The organism is Gluconacetobacter diazotrophicus PA1 5 (assembly GCF_000021325.1).
GTDB classification, from domain to species: Bacteria; Pseudomonadota; Alphaproteobacteria; order Acetobacterales; family Acetobacteraceae; genus Gluconacetobacter; species Gluconacetobacter diazotrophicus.
The window spans coordinates 3,359,823-3,374,181 of sequence record NC_011365.1 but is presented as its reverse complement, the minus strand read 5'-3'; the positions used below and the strand labels follow the sequence as shown (position 1 = coordinate 3,374,181).

Below are 14,359 nucleotides of genomic sequence, written 5' to 3'. Positions count from 1 at the left end.
CCCCTTCAGCCCGCCATCGCGCGGCTGACATGGCGGGACAGGTCCGCCTGGGTGAAGGGCTTGCGCAGCACCAGGGCGTCGTCGGGCAGGATGGTGTCGTCGGCATAGCCGGTCAGGAACAGGATGCGGCTGCCCGGATAATGCGCGCGAATCCGGCGCGCCGCTTCCTCGCCGTCCATCCGGGGCATCATCACGTCCATGACCACCAGGTCGGGGACATCGGGCGCCATGCCGGCGATCCGCGCCAGGGCGTCCTCGCCGCCCCGGGCCTCGATCGCCTGGTGGCCCATTCCGCGCAGGAAGCCGGCGGTCACGGCCCGCACCGCGTCCTCGTCATCGACCACCAGGACCCGCAGCCCGTGCGGGGCCGCCGCGTGCTCCGCCGCCTCGCGGGGGTCGGATGCGCCGCCCTGGCGATGATGGACCGGGAAATACAGATCCACCCGCGTGCCCTGCCCCGGCGCGCTGGTCACGCGGACATCGCCGCCGACATGCCGCACGAAGCCGTAGATCATCGACAGCCCCAGCCCCGTCCCGCGTCCCACGTCCTTGGTGGTGAAGAACGGTTCGAACACCCGCGCCACCGTTTCGGGCGGCATGCCTGTTCCCTGGTCGGCCACCGACACCACGACGTAATCGCCCGAAGCGGGCTCGCCCTCGGCCGCCGGTTCGTCCAGGTGCGCCACCCGCGTGGACAGGGTGATGGTCCCGCCGTCGGGCATGGCGTCGCTGGCATTGATGCACAGGTTCAGAAGCGCCAGTTCCAGTTGCCCGGCATCGGTGCGCGCCGGCGGCAGGTCGCCGTCCGGCGCCAGTTTGTCCATGCGGATGTCGAACGACGCATGGCTGCCGTCGCGCCGGCGCGAGGTCACGCCCTGCATCAGCAGATCGCGCATGCCGCGCAGCAGCGCGTTCACGTCCACCGGCTGCAGGCTCAGGTCGCGCGGCCGGCTGAAATTCAGCAGGCGCCGCGTCAGTTCCGCCCCGCGCCGCGCCGCCGCCATCGCGTTGTCCAGCAGGTGCGCCGTCCGTTCGTCCAGCCCGTCGGCCATGTCCGTGGCCAGTTCCAGCGAGCCCATCACCGCCGTCAGCAGATTGTTGAAATCATGCGCGATCCCGCCGGCCATGGTGCCCAGCGCCTGCATCTTCTCCGCCTGGCGCAGCCGGGCCTCCATCTCCCTCTGGCGGGTGATGTCGCGGTTGATCAGCACGGAATACGCCTCGCCGCGCGCATTGCGGTCCAGTTGCACCCGGGTGAATTCCCGCCAGGACAGCCCGCCTCCCGGCGCGGGAATGGCGATCACCTCCTCGTCCTTGCCCTCGGCCGCCAGGCGGGCCTCGGCCTCACGGACGGCGGGACGCTGGGCGGGGTCGCACACATCCTCCTCCCGCTGTCCCAGGCAGGCGGCCTCGTCGCGCCCGTAGAAGGCGGCCGCCTTGCGGTTGATGCGGATGAAGCGCCCCTGCGGGTCCTTGAACGCCAGGCCCGCGCGCAGATTCTGCTGCAACCCCCGCAGCAGCATCCGCTCGGTCTGCAGTTCGCCTTCCAGCCGATGGCGATGCGCCGCCTGGACGATCATGGCGCGCAGCGCGTCGCCGTCCCACGGCTTGTGGGAATAGAACGAGATGCGCCCCTGGTTCAGCGCCGCCGCCACCGCGCCGATATCGGCATAGCCGGTCAGCAGGATCGCCTGCGCGTCGCAGACGGTGCGCGCCCGCGCCAGCATGACGTCACCGCCCATTTCCGGCATGCGCTGGTCGGACACGATGACGTCGACGTCGCTGCGCCCGGCCAGGATCTCCAGCGCCTCGACCGGCGAGGTGGTGGACAGGATGGTGAACGAATCCTCCAGCAGGTCGCCCAGCGCCACCAGGATTTCCGGTTCGTCATCGACCAGCAGGACGACGGGACGATCGGTCATGCGTGTTCTCCCGCCGGCAGGGCGGTGGAATCGGCCATGGCCGCCAGATGCGGCTGCCACGGCACGGACACGGTGAAGACCGTCCCGCCGGCGGCCGCCCCGTCGGCCGAACGCGGCGCATCGGTGATCGAGATCGTGCCGCGATGGGCCTGCACGACGCCATAGGCGATGGCCAGCCCCAGCCCGGTGCCCGCGCCGACCGGCTTGGTGGTGAAGAACGGCTCGAAGATCCGCTCCTTCAGGTCCGGCGGAATCCCCGGCCCGTTATCCATCACGGTGAAGACATAGGTCCGCCCCGCCTCGCCGTCGCGCAGTTCGGTGCCGATCCGGATCATGCCCCGCGCGGGTCCCGCGTCGCTCATGGACTGTATCGCGTCGGCGGCGTTACTGATGATGTTCATAAGCACCTGGTTGAGCAGCGCCGACTGGCAATACAGCCGGTCGGGCGCGCGATAATCCCGTTCCACCACGATCTCGCTGCCGAATTTCTGCCCCAGCAGCGCCAGCACCGTCTCCAGCGCCTCCGGCACGTCGATGACCTGGAACTGGCCTTCTTCCAGGCGCGAGAACTTGCGCAGGTTCAGCACCAGGTTCTGGATTCGCCGCAACCCCAGGTTCATCGATTCGACGCGATCGCGGCATTTCATCAGCGCGGCATGATGCCCGGCATCCGCCGGCGCCGCATCGCGTTCCTCATCCGCGATCACCCGCGCCAGCAGGCGGGCGACCGTGTCCTTGTGCGCCAGGATGAAGGCCAGCGGATTGTTGATCTCGTGCGCGATGCCGGCCACCAGTTCGCCCAGCGAGGCCATCTTGGCGGTCTGGATCAGCTTGCCCTGGGTTTCGATCAGCTTGCGGTTGGCATCGGCCAGTTCGGCGTTGGCCTGTTCCAGCGCCTCGGCCAGCGAGGCCTTGGACGCGATGGACGCCGCCTCGGCCCGCGCGGTCTCCACCGCGATCTCGCGCGCCTGCCGTTCCTGGTCCACGCGCCGCGCCTCGTCCTGCAGCAGCTTGCGCCGCACCAGCGCGCGGATGCGCAGCGCCAGCACGTCGGGCTCGACATCGTCGGCCACCAGGTCGTCCACCCCGGCCTCGAACGCCCGGGCCGAGAACACGCCCCGCAGCGCCTGCCCGCCGCTCAGCCCCAGGATGCGGGGCGGCACGCCGCCCGCCACCACGACCTCCTGCCGCACATCGTCCAGTTCGCGGCAGAAGGCGATGCCGTCGAAGGCGTCGGACACCAGGTCCACGACCACGCAGTCGGGTTCGCGCGCCGCTTCGAACCAGTCCTGCCGGTCCATCGACATCGGCTGGTGGGCCACCGTGACCTCGTGCCCGTCGCTGCGCATCAGGGCCGCCAGCGACGTCACGTCACGGTCACGCGTCCCGTCGCCGCCCACGATCAGGATACGCGCCCGGCGGAACATGCCGTCGCGCGCCCCCGCGCCGTCACGCAGCAGCGCGCCCGCGCCCTCGCGCAGCAGCGCGCGGATGCGAAAGACGATCAGGTCCGGGTCGGCCGATTTGGGCACATAGGCATCGGCGCCGCTTTCCAGCCCCTCGCGCTCCAGCCCCGGCTCGCCGCCCTCGGTCAGCATCAGGACGGGAATCATGCGCGTGACCGCGCTCATGCGCAGTTGCCGGGCCATCTGCCCGCCATTCATGCCCGGCAGGTGATAATCGGCCACCACCAGGTCGGGAATCCGCCCGTCCAGGGAATCCAGCGCGGCCTCGCCGCTGGCCACCCGGGTCACGGCGAAGCCGTGGCTTTCCAGCATCCGCCGGATGCGCAGCGCCTGGGTATCGGAATCCTCGACCAGCAGCAGCGCCGGCCGTGCCGGCCCCTCCTGCGGCGGGACCGCCCGCGATGCGGCGGCCTGGGACGCGCCGCCGGTCATGGCAGCCGCGCCTCGGCCCCGGCGATCGCAAGCGTGGACGTGGCCGTGGCGATCGCGGCCAGGTGCGGCGCGATCTGGCCCAGCGGCAGGCTGATCGAGGCCGCGCCGATCCGCTCGGCCGCGCCGGGCATGCCGTGAACGATGGACGTGCTGCGATCCTCGGCGATCGTATAGCCGCCGGCCCGCCGCACCTCCTTCAGCCCCGTCGCCCCGTCCTCGCCCATGCCGGTCAGCAGGATGCCGATCGCCCCGGCGCCTTCCCGCGCCAGGGACGCGAACAGCGCGTTTGCCGACGGCCGCTGCCCGCCCAGCGGGGGCACGTTCGACAGGCGGATCTCATCGCCGCATCCCAGCATCAGGTGGGTGTCGGCGGGGGCGACATGCACGTGGCCGGGCCGCAGCGCCTCGCCCGGCCGCGCGACGCTGACCGACAGTTTCGTCTGCGTGCCCAGCCAGGCCGCGAATCCTTCCATGAAGCCCGCCCCCATATGCTGGACCAGCAGGATCGGCCACGGGAACGTCGCCGGCAGCGCCCCCATGATGTGCGACAATGCCTGCGGCCCGCCGGTCGATGCCGCCATGCCGACCATGCGCGGGCGCAGGCGGGGCAGCGGCAGGGTGGCGGCAGCGGCTGCCGCCGGGCCGTGCGACAGCCGCTGCCGGATCACCGGGACCTGGCTCATGATATAAAGCTGCGTCGCGATCGCGGTGCCGCCGGCGGCACCGACCGGCCAGCCGGCCGGCTTCTCGACCACCGAAAGCGCCCCGGCGCGCAGGGCGTTCATCGAAACCTGCAACGCCGGATCGGCCGAGGCGTCGCTGACGATCACGATCGGCGTCGGGCATTCCGCCATGATCCGCCGCGTGGCCTCCAGCCCGTCCATGCCGGGCAGGCGCACATCCATCGAAATCACGTCGGGGCGCAGGCGCGGCACCAGGCGCAGGGCTTCCTCCGCGGTTTCGACCGAATCGGCCAGTTCCAGGCGCGGGTCGTCGCGGATCAGCCGGACCAGCACATGGCGGACCACGGCGGAATCCTCGACCACCAGCACGCGGGCCGGGCGCGACGCGCGCCCCCCGGTCACGGCACTTCCGGTCACAGCACCCCCCGGATGGTGTCCAGCAGGTCCCCCTGCTCGAACCCCTGCTTGGTGATATAGGCGCGCGCCCCGCCCTCCAGCCCCCGGCGGATGTCGGCTTCCTCGTTCCGCGAGGTCATCAGGACCACGGGAATGGAAGACAGGCGCGGATCGGACCTGACCGCGTCCAGCAGGGCGAATCCGTCCATCCGGGGCATCTCCACGTCCGTCACGATCACATCGATGCGGTGCGACGACCGGTGCAGCATCGACAACGCCTCGACCCCGTCGGTCGCCAGCACGACATCATAGCCATGGGTCTGCAGGATCGTCTTCTGGAGAGTCCGTGTGGTAATCGAATCGTCAACGACCAGCACCGTCGGCGTCCGCCGCGACGCGGCGTTGCCGCCGGCCGTGCCGCCGCCCGGGCTATCCCCGGGGCCGTCCCCCGGGGCCCCGCCCAGATGCCCGCCGGTCGCGCCCGCCTTGCGCCATCGATCCAGCAGCGTGTCGGGGCTGAGGACGAAGACCGGCCGGTCGCCGCGCGGCCAGCTCACCCCCGGCACCAGCGCGCTGTCCAGCCCCACGGCCTCGGCATCCGAGATCTGCAGGATCCGGACCTCGCACATCTGGTCCACGGCGAAGCCGCAGCGCACGCCGTCCATGGCCACCAGCACCACCGACAGCGCGCCTTCCTGCCCTTCCCGGGCGCCGTCATGCACCGGCAGCCCCGCGTCCGGCCGGCCCAGGAAGGCCGCCAGCGGCACCAGGGGCACCAGGGCCGCGTCGGTTTGGGGATCGCGCCGGGCATTCAGCGGAAAATAGGTCCGGCCGTCGACCACGCGAATGTCGCCCTGCCGGACGCGCACCAGCCGTTCGATCACCCGGCCGGGCACGCCGATGGTCATGTCCCCGACCTCGACCATCAGGATGGTGCGCTGGCGCTGCGACACCGGGACGGCCATCGTCACCACCGTGCCCCACGGACTGCCGATTTCCATCCGCACCGACCCGTGCAGGGTCCGCGCGGCCTCGGCCACCACCGACAGCCCCATGCCCCGGCCGGACAGGCGGTCGGCCTCGCCCCGGGTGGAAAAGCCGGGGGCGAACACCAGCGCCAGCAGGGTCTCGGGCACCGGCGGATCGTCCGGCGCCATCAGCCCCTGCCGCACGGCGCGCGCGGCGATGGCCTCCAGGTCCGGGCCGCGCCCGTCATCGGCCACCGACACCAGCAGGCGCACGCCCACCATCCGCACCGACAGGGTCAGGACCGGCACCGCGGGCTTGCCGGCCTCCTGCCGCCGGGCGGGGTCTTCCTGGCCATGGACGATGGCGTTGCGCAGCAGATGGATCACCGGGTCGCGCAGGGCCTGCATGACGCGGCGGTCGGCGCGTACGTCCATGCCGGCCAGCCGCACCATCACCTCGCCCGTGCCGTGTTCGCGCGCGATCTGCCGCACCATGCCGGCCAGCGACCCGAACACCGTCCCGGCCGGGACCAGCGTCACCGCCCGGACCTCCTCGTCCAGGCGCAGCATGGCGCGATCGACCTGGCCGGCGATCCGCCCCCGCTCGCGCGCCAGCGCCGACAGGGCGCGCGTCAGCCGCGCCAGTTCCGCCGCCGGATCGACCGCGACGGCGCCGGCGGGGCCCGCCCGGCGGGTCGCCGCCGCCGTCAGATCCTCCAGTTCGGCCCACAGCCGTTCCTGGCGCGCCGACGCCCCCAGCACGTCATGCATCACGCTGACCAGGGCATCGAGGCGCGAGACCGGAACCTGGACATAGCTCTCCGCCCCGTCGTCGCGCGACAGGGGTGCCGGCGGAACGGGCTGGGGGGTGGGGAAAGGGTCCGCGTCATCCGACCCGTCGGACGCGTCCTGCATGCAGGAATCGATCCGGTCCATCGCCTCGCCGATCGCGGCCAGGTCCTCGGGCGTCACGGTTTCCGCCGCGTCCAGCAGCCGGAACAGCCGGCTTTCCAGCGTATGGGCGATCGTCTCGATATCGGTCCGCTCGACGACCCGCGCCGCGCCCTTCAGCGAATGGACACGGCGGAACACCTCGCCGATCGCGCGCGAATCCATCGGGCCGGCGGCCAGGATGTCGCGCACCACGCGCAGATGGTCGCGGTATTCGGCGTCGAAGACCGCCAGCAGTTCCTGTCGCAGCGCCTCCACGGCCGGCCGTCAGGTCCGGTAGCGCGCGGAAATGGCCAGAAGCTGGTGCGACAGGCTGCCCAGGTTGCTGGCCGAGGCCTCCAGGTTGCGCGTGCCCGCCGCCGTCTGCTGGCTGGCCTGGCGGATGCTCTGCAACGCGGTCATGACCTGTTCGATCCCGATCTGCTGCTGGTTGGTCGAGGCGACGATCTGCTGGAAGGCATGCACTCCTTCCTCGATCCCGCCGGTCATGCGCTCGATCGTGCGATAGGCGATGTCGGTGCGTTCCTTGCCCGCCGACACGCGCTTGACCGATTCCTCGGTCAGCATGACCGACGTGTTGATGCCGCGCTGGATGTCCCCCAGGATCGACCGCACATGCTGCGTGGCGTCGCGCGACTGGTCGGCCAGGATCTTCATTTCCGCCGCCACCACCGCGAAGGAGCGTCCGTGCTCGCCCGCCGCGGCGGCCTCGATCGCGGCGTTCAGCGCCAGCAGGTGCGACCGTTCCGACAGGTCGTTGACCGCGGTGATAATCTCGCTGATCGCGTCGGTGCGTTCCGACAGGGCGACGATGTTCGAGGCCACGGCCTCGGCGCCTTCCTGCGTGCGGTCCATCGCCCGCGCGGTTTCCTCGACCGCTTCCAGCCCGCTGGCGGAAGAATGGACGATGACTTCGGCCGACGAGATCACCTCGCGCGCGCGCTTGCTGATCTGCGCCCCGGAATGGGTGATCTGGTCCACGGTCGCCGCCGTTTCCTGCACGGCGGCGAACTGCTCCTCGACGCTGGCCGCCTGCTGCTGGGCGGATGCGCGGATGTCCGCCACCGCCGCGTCCAGGTTGCGCGTGGCCTCGCGGCTCTGCTGCGCGATCTCGCGCAGGCCGTCGATCATCCGGTTCAGCCCGGTGGCCAGGCGTTCGAACTCGTCCCGCCCGACGCCCGACCCGTTGACGTTGACACGGGTCGACAGGTCCCCCTGGCCGACCAGTTCCATCACCCGCATCAATGATGCCAGCGGGGCCAGGATCGACCGCCGGGTCCAGAACGTGACGATCAGCGCCACGATGACCGCCACCGCCAGCCCCAGCGTCAGTGACCGCCGGCTGAATTCGTACAGCGCGCCGCTCTGGCTCTCGCCGGCCTGCACGCCGCCGTCCAGCGTCGTCGCGGCCTCGGCCACCAACTGGTCGACGGCCTGGTCGCGGCTGTCCGACCGCGCCGCTTGCTGCCGCACCGCCGCGTCGTCCCCGCGCCGGATCGCCCCGAACAGGTCGGACGCCGACTGCCCGTTCTGCCGCACCTGGTCCAGCGCCTGGCGCAGGCGCGACGAGATGGTGGCGAACATGGCGCGCCGCGCGTCCACCCGGGCCTCGTCATCCGCCTGGCTGGCGGCGGTCAGGGCCTGGACCAGCGTGTCCTCGGCCTGGCGCTCCACCCCGCCCCAGTCCGCGATCGCGCCGTCCAGCGCGGTGCGGTCCTTGTCGTAGTCGCGGGCATAGTAATGCGACAGGATCGACAGGCGCCGCGCCACCAGGTCGTTTTCCAGCGCGCGCAGATGGTTCAACTGGCGATAGACGGACAGGTCGCGGGTCACGATCACCGTCATTTCGTCGCGCACATTGCGGATCTGCCCCAGCGCATAGACGCCGATGGACACCATCAGCATGACGCCGACCATGAACCCGAACAGAAGACGATTGGCGATAGTCACGGCAGGTCAGACTCCGAAATGACGCGTGGCGAGCAGGCGGGCGGGATCGAGCGCGGCCACCACCCGCCCGTCCGGCAGGGCGGCCATGGGGTGCGCGGCCGGCGGCCCGGCGGCGCCCCCGGCAGACGAGATATCCGTCACGTCCATCACCCCCGTCGTACGTTCCGCCAGCACCGCCACGCGCGTGACCGACAGGCCGGCCACGGGCCGCAGCAGCACCATGGCCCCCGGCGCATGGTCCGGCGCCTGCATCATGGCCCCGCCCAGCAGGACCGAAAGATCGAAGACTGTATACAGATTGCCGACATAGCCATAGACGCCCCGCACCCCGGCCGGGCAGTCGGGGCGCATGGGCATGGCGCTCCATGCCGGCTCGGTCATGCGCAGCACATGCCGCAGGTCGATCGCGTATCCCTGGTCCCCGACCTCCAGGATGACCGCCGGCCGGCGCACCACGCCGGCATGGCCCTCGTCCTGCCGGCCGCGCGCGGCCAGCAGGCGGGCCCGTTCCTCCATAACCCGCCGCGCATAGCGCCCGGCGCGGCCGGACGGATCGTCCGCATCCTGCCGCATGCCGTCGCGCCGGGTCAGAACACACCCCGCATCAGCCACGGCCCGTCGGCCACCATGTCATCGGCGCGTTCCGTCCCGTCCGGCCGGATCAGCCGCAGCAGGCCGCCCGCCGTCAGGCCGCCGCCCTCGGGCAGAGGGCTGTCGGGCGGCTGGCGCTGCAGCAGCGTCCGGGCCTGGCGCAGCAGGCGACGCCCCTCGCCGGCCTGCCCGCCGTCGCGCAGCAACCGCGCCAGATGGACATGCGCCATGACATGCTCGCGATCCAGGTAGATGGTGCGGCGGAATCCCCGCTCGGCCGCGCCGGCATCATCGGCCAGCACGCCGGACAGGAAATTCAGCCCGATATCCAGCGGGTGTCGGGCCAGCGCCGCCCGGCACAGGCCCAACGCCTGCTCCACCGCGCCGCTGTCCGCCAGGTCGCGCACCCCGGCCGCCGCGACGCCGGCCTCGGCCGGCACGTCCCGGCCCTTGCCGGGGCCCGCAGGGGGCGGCTGGCGGACAGGGCGGCCGGGCAGCGGCACGGCAGGCGAAAAAAGGGACGAGGCGGCGGCCGTCCGCCGGGGCGGCCGGGCCGGCCCGGCCCGGCAGTCCCGGGGACGAAAGGCGACCGTCCCGGGAAACGTCACGGTTTCCAGGAACGCGCCGCATTCCGAAACCGGGTCGGAATGGCCCAGCAGCAGCCAGCCCGGCGGCGACAGGCGCCCGGCCAGCGCCCGGACCAGGTCCACCGCCTGCGCGGCCTGGAAATAGATCAGCACGTTCCGGCACAGGATCAGGTCGAACGGCCCCGCCGGGCCGCCGCCCGCCGGCAGGTCCATGATGTTCCCGTATTCGAAGCGCACCATGCGGCGATAGGCGTCGCGCAGCACCCAGTGCCGGCCGCATTCGGTCGGACGGAACCATTGCGACCGTTCGGCCCGCCCGACATCGCGCAGCGACCAGGCCCCGTATTCCGCCGCCCGCGCCCGGTCCAGCGCCTGGACGCTGATGTCCGTGCCCAGGATGTCGATGGTCCAGTCGGGCTCGCCCCGCGCCCGCAGCAGGCGGCGCAGCAGGATGGCCAGCGAATAGGGCTCGGCCCCGTTGGAACAGCCGACGCTCCAGATCCGCATGGTCCGCAGCGGGCGCAGGCGGGTGATCAGGTCGGGCAGGATGGTCCGTTCCAGCGCGTGGAACTGTTCGGCATAGCGGAAGAAGAACGTCTCGCCGATCGTCACCGCCGATTCCAGCGCCCGCCATTCGACATCGCCCGTTCCGGGGCCGGACAGCAGGGCCAGGTATTCCATCGGGCGGGCGCAGTGGCAGGCTTCCATCCGGCGGGTCAGGATCATGTCCAGCAGATCCATCTTGTCGGCGTAGTAATGCAGCCCGGTGCGCGCGACGATCCACCCGGCCAGCCGTTCCAGGATATGCCGCCGTTCCGCCATCCCGCATTCAGACATCGCCGTCCCCCCACAGCGCGGCCCGCTGGTCCCGGGCGGACGCCAGATGGCCGATCCGCTGCCGTTCCCGCTCGATCAGCAGCCGGTCCGGGTCCATCAGCAACGCGGTCATGCCCCCATCCAGTTCAATTTCCCCCACCAGCCAGTCCCCGGCGGGCGCCCCGTCGGCGGGCAGGGCCGATGCCGGCCCGGCCTGCGGGCGGACGTCCAGCACGCTGTCGACCATGAAGGCCACGCGCGTGCCGCCGGCCTGGCCGCACAGCAGCAGCGGGCGATACAGCATCACGGCCTCATCCGGCGCCGCCCAGGGGCGCAGCCCCAGCAGCACCGCCAGGTCGATGGCCACCACGCGTTCGCCGCCCAGGCGAAAATAGCCCAGCACCGGCGCCGGGGTTCCCGGCGGGCGCGACAGGGCCGGCATCGGCACGCATTCCCGCACCGCGGGCACCGGCAGGGCATAGCTGCCGCCCGCCAGACGGAAGACGACGACGGCCCCTGATATCGTATCGCGTGATATCGTTTCCCTTGGCACCGCGGCTCTGCTGCCCCCACTCGGCGCACCGGTCCCGGCGGCCGCCGTTGCGGCGCCGCCCTCCCGGTTCTCTATTCACCGAAGATTGCATTTAATACAAGCGACGGCTACCTCCGGCAGGGATGCGTACCCGACACACCGGGCGCGCCGTGTATCCGTTGCCGGAGACCATCGTCATGGACAGCTTCAACCCGGGCCGTGCCGCCGACCGGTTCCTTCAGCCAGAAGAGGGGCCATCCGCGGGCACGCCGTCCCATGACGGAGCATCCCGAAGCCACGTGCCCTCCCGCTTTTCCCTGGGCCGCCTGGTGCGCGTGCTGGTATGCGCCGTGTTCTACGGCCTGTTCTATTTCGTGCAGCAGGTCACCGAACTGCTGGCGCCGCTGCTGCTGATCGTCGGCGTGGGCTGGAGCGTGCTGCCGCACGTGATCGGCGCCATCGGCACCAGCGCGGCCTCGGCCGACCCGCAGGCGCGCGATATCGTCACCCATGTCGCCGGCACCATTCCGCACCAGATCGTCGTCGGTTCCCATGTCGTCACGGCCATGTCGCTGGTGACGGACGGATTGCTGATGATGGCGGCCGCGGCGCTGTGCGCCACCCTGGCCGCCGTCGCCGCGCGCGAGATGTAGGGACCCATGCCCCGGCGGCCCGGCGGACGGCGCCCATGATCCGCCTGCGCGACGTCAGTTTTCGCTACGGTGACGGCGCCGCCGACGGCGGAGGCGGCGCTTCGGGTGGGGCCGCGCTGCGCCGCATCTCGTTCGACGTGCCGCAGGGCGGTTTCCGGTGGCTGCTGGGCCCTTCGGGGGCCGGAAAATCCAGCCTGCTGCGCCTGCTGTCCCTGGGCGCGCGCCCGACATCGGGCGGAATGGACATCCTGGGCAGCGCGATCGAACACGCACGGCGCGCCACCCTGGCCCGCCTGCGCCAGCGCATCGGCATCGTCCATCAGGATTTCCGCCTGCTGCCCGACCTTCCGGTCTTCGACAATGTCGCCCTGCCGCTGCGCCTGCAGCATCGGCCGGAAGATGAGATCCGCGACGAGGTCGAGGCGATCCTGTCCTGGGTCGGCCTGGGCGCGCGGGCGGCCTCGCGCCCCCCGCAGCTTTCGGGCGGCGAGCAGCAGCGTGTGGCCATCGCCCGCGCCGTCATTCACCGGCCGGCGCTGATCCTGGCCGACGAACCCACCAACGCGCTGGACGATGCCCAGGCCAGCCGGCTGATGGAGCTGTTCCAGGACCTGTCGGGCCTGGGCACCACGATCGTGGTCGCCACCCACAACGACGCCCTGATCCGCCGCTATCCGGCGCACGAGCTGGAACTGGCGCAGGGCAGGCTGGCGCGCGATGGCTGACCGCCCCGGACGCCCCTACCGCGACCGGCCATACGGCGAGCCGGGCCCCCTGGCGCGATGGAGCCGGGGCCGCCGCGCCGACGGGCTGGCCCTGCGCCACGCGCTGCCGGACCGGCTGCTGCCCGTGCTGGTCGCCGCCATGGCGGTGCTGGCCGCCCTGGCCCTGGCCGGCGCCACGGGGGCGCAGGTCCTGTCGGACCGCTGGTCGGCCGGCGCGGCGTCCATCGTCACCATCCAGATCCCGCAACCCGATGCCGCGGCCTCCGCCGCCGTGACTTCCGCCCCGGCACAGACGCGGGCCGACGCGGTCCTGGCCGCCCTGGCCGACATGCACGGCGCGTCGCAGGTCCATCGCCTGGCCAAGGATGAACTGACGGCCCTGCTGGCGCCCTGGCTGGGCCATGACGGCAATTTCGCCGGCACCTTCGCCCTGGCGCTGCCGGCGGTGATCGAACTGCACCTGCCCCCCGGCGGCTCCTCCGGCGGCGCGGATGACGCCGCCGCCCTGGCCCGCCTGCTGGACGCCCGCGCCCCGGGCACGCTGGTCGAACGCAACGACGTGTGGAGCGACCGGCTGGGCACGCTGGCCCGCAGCCTGCGCACCTGCGCCATCCTGGCGGTGCTGATCGTCGCCGGGATCGCCGCCGTGCTGATCACCGCCACCACCCGCGCCGGCCTGGGCGCGCGGCGCCAGCCCATCGAACTGATCCACGCCATGGGCGCCACCGACGGCTATATCGCCGGCCGGTTCGCCCGCCGCACCGCCCTGCTGGCCTTCACCGGCGGCCTGATCGGCAGCCTGCTGGCCCTGCCGGTGCTGGTCCTGCTGTCGCGCGTCGCCGCCCCCTTCGCGGCCTCGGGCACCGCATCGCCCCAGGCCCTGCCCGCGCTGACGGACTGGTCGGCCTGGCTGTCCGCCCTGCCCACGCCGCTGGTCGTCACCCTGCTCGCCCTCGCGCCGGCGGCGGCGCTGATCGGCTGGCTGACAACACACATCACCGTACGCACATGGCTCCGCCGCCTGCCATAAAAGCCAGTCCGGACGCGCGGCGTTTCCTGTATGGCGCGCTGGCCGGGCTGCTGGCCTTCGGCCTGCTGTGGGGCGCCGGCTTCGCCTGGTTCTTCCGCGACGCGCTGCGCCCGCCCGCGATGCCGCCCATCGCCGACGGCATCGTGGCGCTGACGGGCGGCCAGGGACGGATCGAGGCATCCCTGCGCCTGCTGGCCCAGGGACGCGGGCGGCAATTGCTGATTTCGGGCGTCGCCCCGCACGCCACCACGGGCAGCGTGGCCAGCCGCCTGCAGCCCCAGGGCGGGGGGGACGGCATCCCCGCCGCCCTGTGGCGGCATGTGACGCTGGGCCGCCATGCGACCTCGACCATCGGCAACGCGGATGAAACCGCCGAATGGGCCCACGCCAACGCCATCCATTCACTGATCGTCGTCACCGCCGGCTACCACATCCGTCGCGCGACGATGGAAATCCGCCGGACGGTGCCCGGTATCGTGCTCTACCCCTATCCGATCCAGCCTCCCGCCCTGCAGGCGCCGCTGCGCGTGGCCTCGGTCCGCCTGATGGCCACGGAATACGACAAATGGATCATGGCCAGCCTGGGCCTGACCCGCGACATGGACGGCTACGGCCGCTGAATGCCGGCCCGCGGCCTTGTCATATTCGCGTTTTCCG

The 14,359-nt window shown here is 71.9% G+C and carries 12 protein-coding genes; 4 read left to right on the top strand and 8 right to left on the bottom strand.

The genetic code is table 11. The features are described 5' to 3' along the window. Positions 1-5: 5 nt before the first annotated feature. The 8 genes from GDIA_RS15445 to GDIA_RS15410 are packed head-to-tail and all read right to left on the bottom strand — an operon-like array spanning position 6 to position 11,315. Positions 6-1,922: a response regulator gene (locus GDIA_RS15445; RefSeq protein WP_012554740.1), complete on the bottom strand. Its 1,917-nt coding sequence runs from the start codon at positions 1,920-1,922 to the stop codon at positions 6-8. Then, a complete protein-coding gene (locus GDIA_RS15440) occupies positions 1,919-3,820 on the bottom strand; it encodes a response regulator (protein ID WP_012554739.1) in 1,902 nt (633 codons plus the stop codon). Before GDIA_RS15440 ends, GDIA_RS15445 begins: the two co-directional genes overlap by 4 nt. After that, positions 3,817-4,905 (bottom strand): chemotaxis protein CheB, encoded by a 1,089-nt coding sequence (locus GDIA_RS15435; RefSeq protein WP_012554738.1) that lies wholly within the window; start codon positions 4,903-4,905, stop codon positions 3,817-3,819. Before GDIA_RS15435 ends, GDIA_RS15440 begins: the two co-directional genes overlap by 4 nt. Positions 4,906-4,916: 11 nt before the next feature. Next, positions 4,917-7,076, bottom strand: coding sequence for a hybrid sensor histidine kinase/response regulator (locus GDIA_RS15430; RefSeq protein WP_012227771.1), 2,160 nt, complete (start codon positions 7,074-7,076; stop codon positions 4,917-4,919). A 9-nt stretch (positions 7,077-7,085) separates the two neighbouring features. Next, the gene (locus tag GDIA_RS15425) at positions 7,086-8,768 is read right to left on the bottom strand and encodes a methyl-accepting chemotaxis protein (protein WP_012227772.1); all 1,683 of its coding nucleotides are present in this window, start codon (positions 8,766-8,768) and stop codon (positions 7,086-7,088) included. 6 nt (positions 8,769-8,774) lie between these two features. Beyond that, complete coding sequence (locus GDIA_RS15420) at positions 8,775-9,341, bottom strand: chemotaxis protein CheW (RefSeq protein WP_012227773.1); 567 nt, start codon at positions 9,339-9,341, stop codon at positions 8,775-8,777. 14 nt (positions 9,342-9,355) lie between these two features. Continuing rightward, positions 9,356-10,783 (bottom strand): CheR family methyltransferase, encoded by a 1,428-nt coding sequence (locus GDIA_RS15415; RefSeq protein WP_012554737.1) that lies wholly within the window; start codon positions 10,781-10,783, stop codon positions 9,356-9,358. Beyond that, positions 10,776-11,315, bottom strand: a complete 540-nt coding sequence (locus tag GDIA_RS15410) for a chemotaxis protein CheW (RefSeq protein ID WP_012227775.1) — start codon at positions 11,313-11,315, stop codon at positions 10,776-10,778. Before GDIA_RS15410 ends, GDIA_RS15415 begins: the two co-directional genes overlap by 8 nt. 122 nt (positions 11,316-11,437) lie before the next feature. Here GDIA_RS15410 and GDIA_RS15405 point away from each other — a divergent pair, with 122 nt between their 5' ends. The 4 genes from GDIA_RS15405 to GDIA_RS15390 are packed head-to-tail and all read left to right on the top strand — an operon-like array spanning position 11,438 to position 14,322. Then, positions 11,438-11,947 carry a hypothetical protein gene (locus GDIA_RS15405; protein WP_012227776.1) on the top strand — a complete coding sequence of 170 codons (510 nt, stop codon included), beginning with the start codon at positions 11,438-11,440 and terminating at the stop codon, positions 11,945-11,947. Positions 11,948-11,982: 35 nt separating this feature from the next. Continuing rightward, entirely contained in the window at positions 11,983-12,672 is a 690-nt protein-coding gene (locus tag GDIA_RS15400; protein WP_012227777.1) for a cell division ATP-binding protein FtsE, read from the top strand. Next, complete coding sequence (locus GDIA_RS15395; RefSeq protein WP_012554735.1) at positions 12,665-13,702, top strand: cell division protein FtsX; 1,038 nt, start codon at positions 12,665-12,667, stop codon at positions 13,700-13,702. Before GDIA_RS15400 ends, GDIA_RS15395 begins: the two co-directional genes overlap by 8 nt. Continuing rightward, positions 13,681-14,322 (top strand): YdcF family protein, encoded by a 642-nt coding sequence (locus GDIA_RS15390; protein ID WP_012554734.1) that lies wholly within the window; start codon positions 13,681-13,683, stop codon positions 14,320-14,322. Before GDIA_RS15395 ends, GDIA_RS15390 begins: the two co-directional genes overlap by 22 nt. Positions 14,323-14,359: the final 37 nt, after the last annotated feature.

What these genes read in the sequence shown, in the direction of transcription:
- GDIA_RS15445 (WP_012554740.1), bottom strand. Translation starts at nt 1,922, where the DNA reads ATGACCGATCGTCCCGTCGTCCTGCTGGTCGATGACGAACCGGAAATC.
- GDIA_RS15440 (WP_012554739.1), bottom strand. Translation starts at nt 3,820, where the DNA reads ATGACCGGCGGCGCGTCCCAGGCCGCCGCATCGCGGGCGGTCCCGCCG.
- GDIA_RS15420 (WP_012227773.1), bottom strand. Translation starts at nt 9,341, where the DNA reads ATGCGGCAGGATGCGGACGATCCGTCCGGCCGCGCCGGGCGCTATGCG.
- GDIA_RS15415 (WP_012554737.1), bottom strand. Translation starts at nt 10,783, where the DNA reads ATGTCTGAATGCGGGATGGCGGAACGGCGGCATATCCTGGAACGGCTG.
- GDIA_RS15405 (WP_012227776.1), top strand. Translation starts at nt 11,438, where the DNA reads ATGCGTACCCGACACACCGGGCGCGCCGTGTATCCGTTGCCGGAGACC.
- GDIA_RS15400 (WP_012227777.1), top strand. Translation starts at nt 11,983, where the DNA reads ATGATCCGCCTGCGCGACGTCAGTTTTCGCTACGGTGACGGCGCCGCC.
- GDIA_RS15395 (WP_012554735.1), top strand. Translation starts at nt 12,665, where the DNA reads ATGGCTGACCGCCCCGGACGCCCCTACCGCGACCGGCCATACGGCGAG.
- GDIA_RS15390 (WP_012554734.1), top strand. Translation starts at nt 13,681, where the DNA reads ATGGCTCCGCCGCCTGCCATAAAAGCCAGTCCGGACGCGCGGCGTTTC.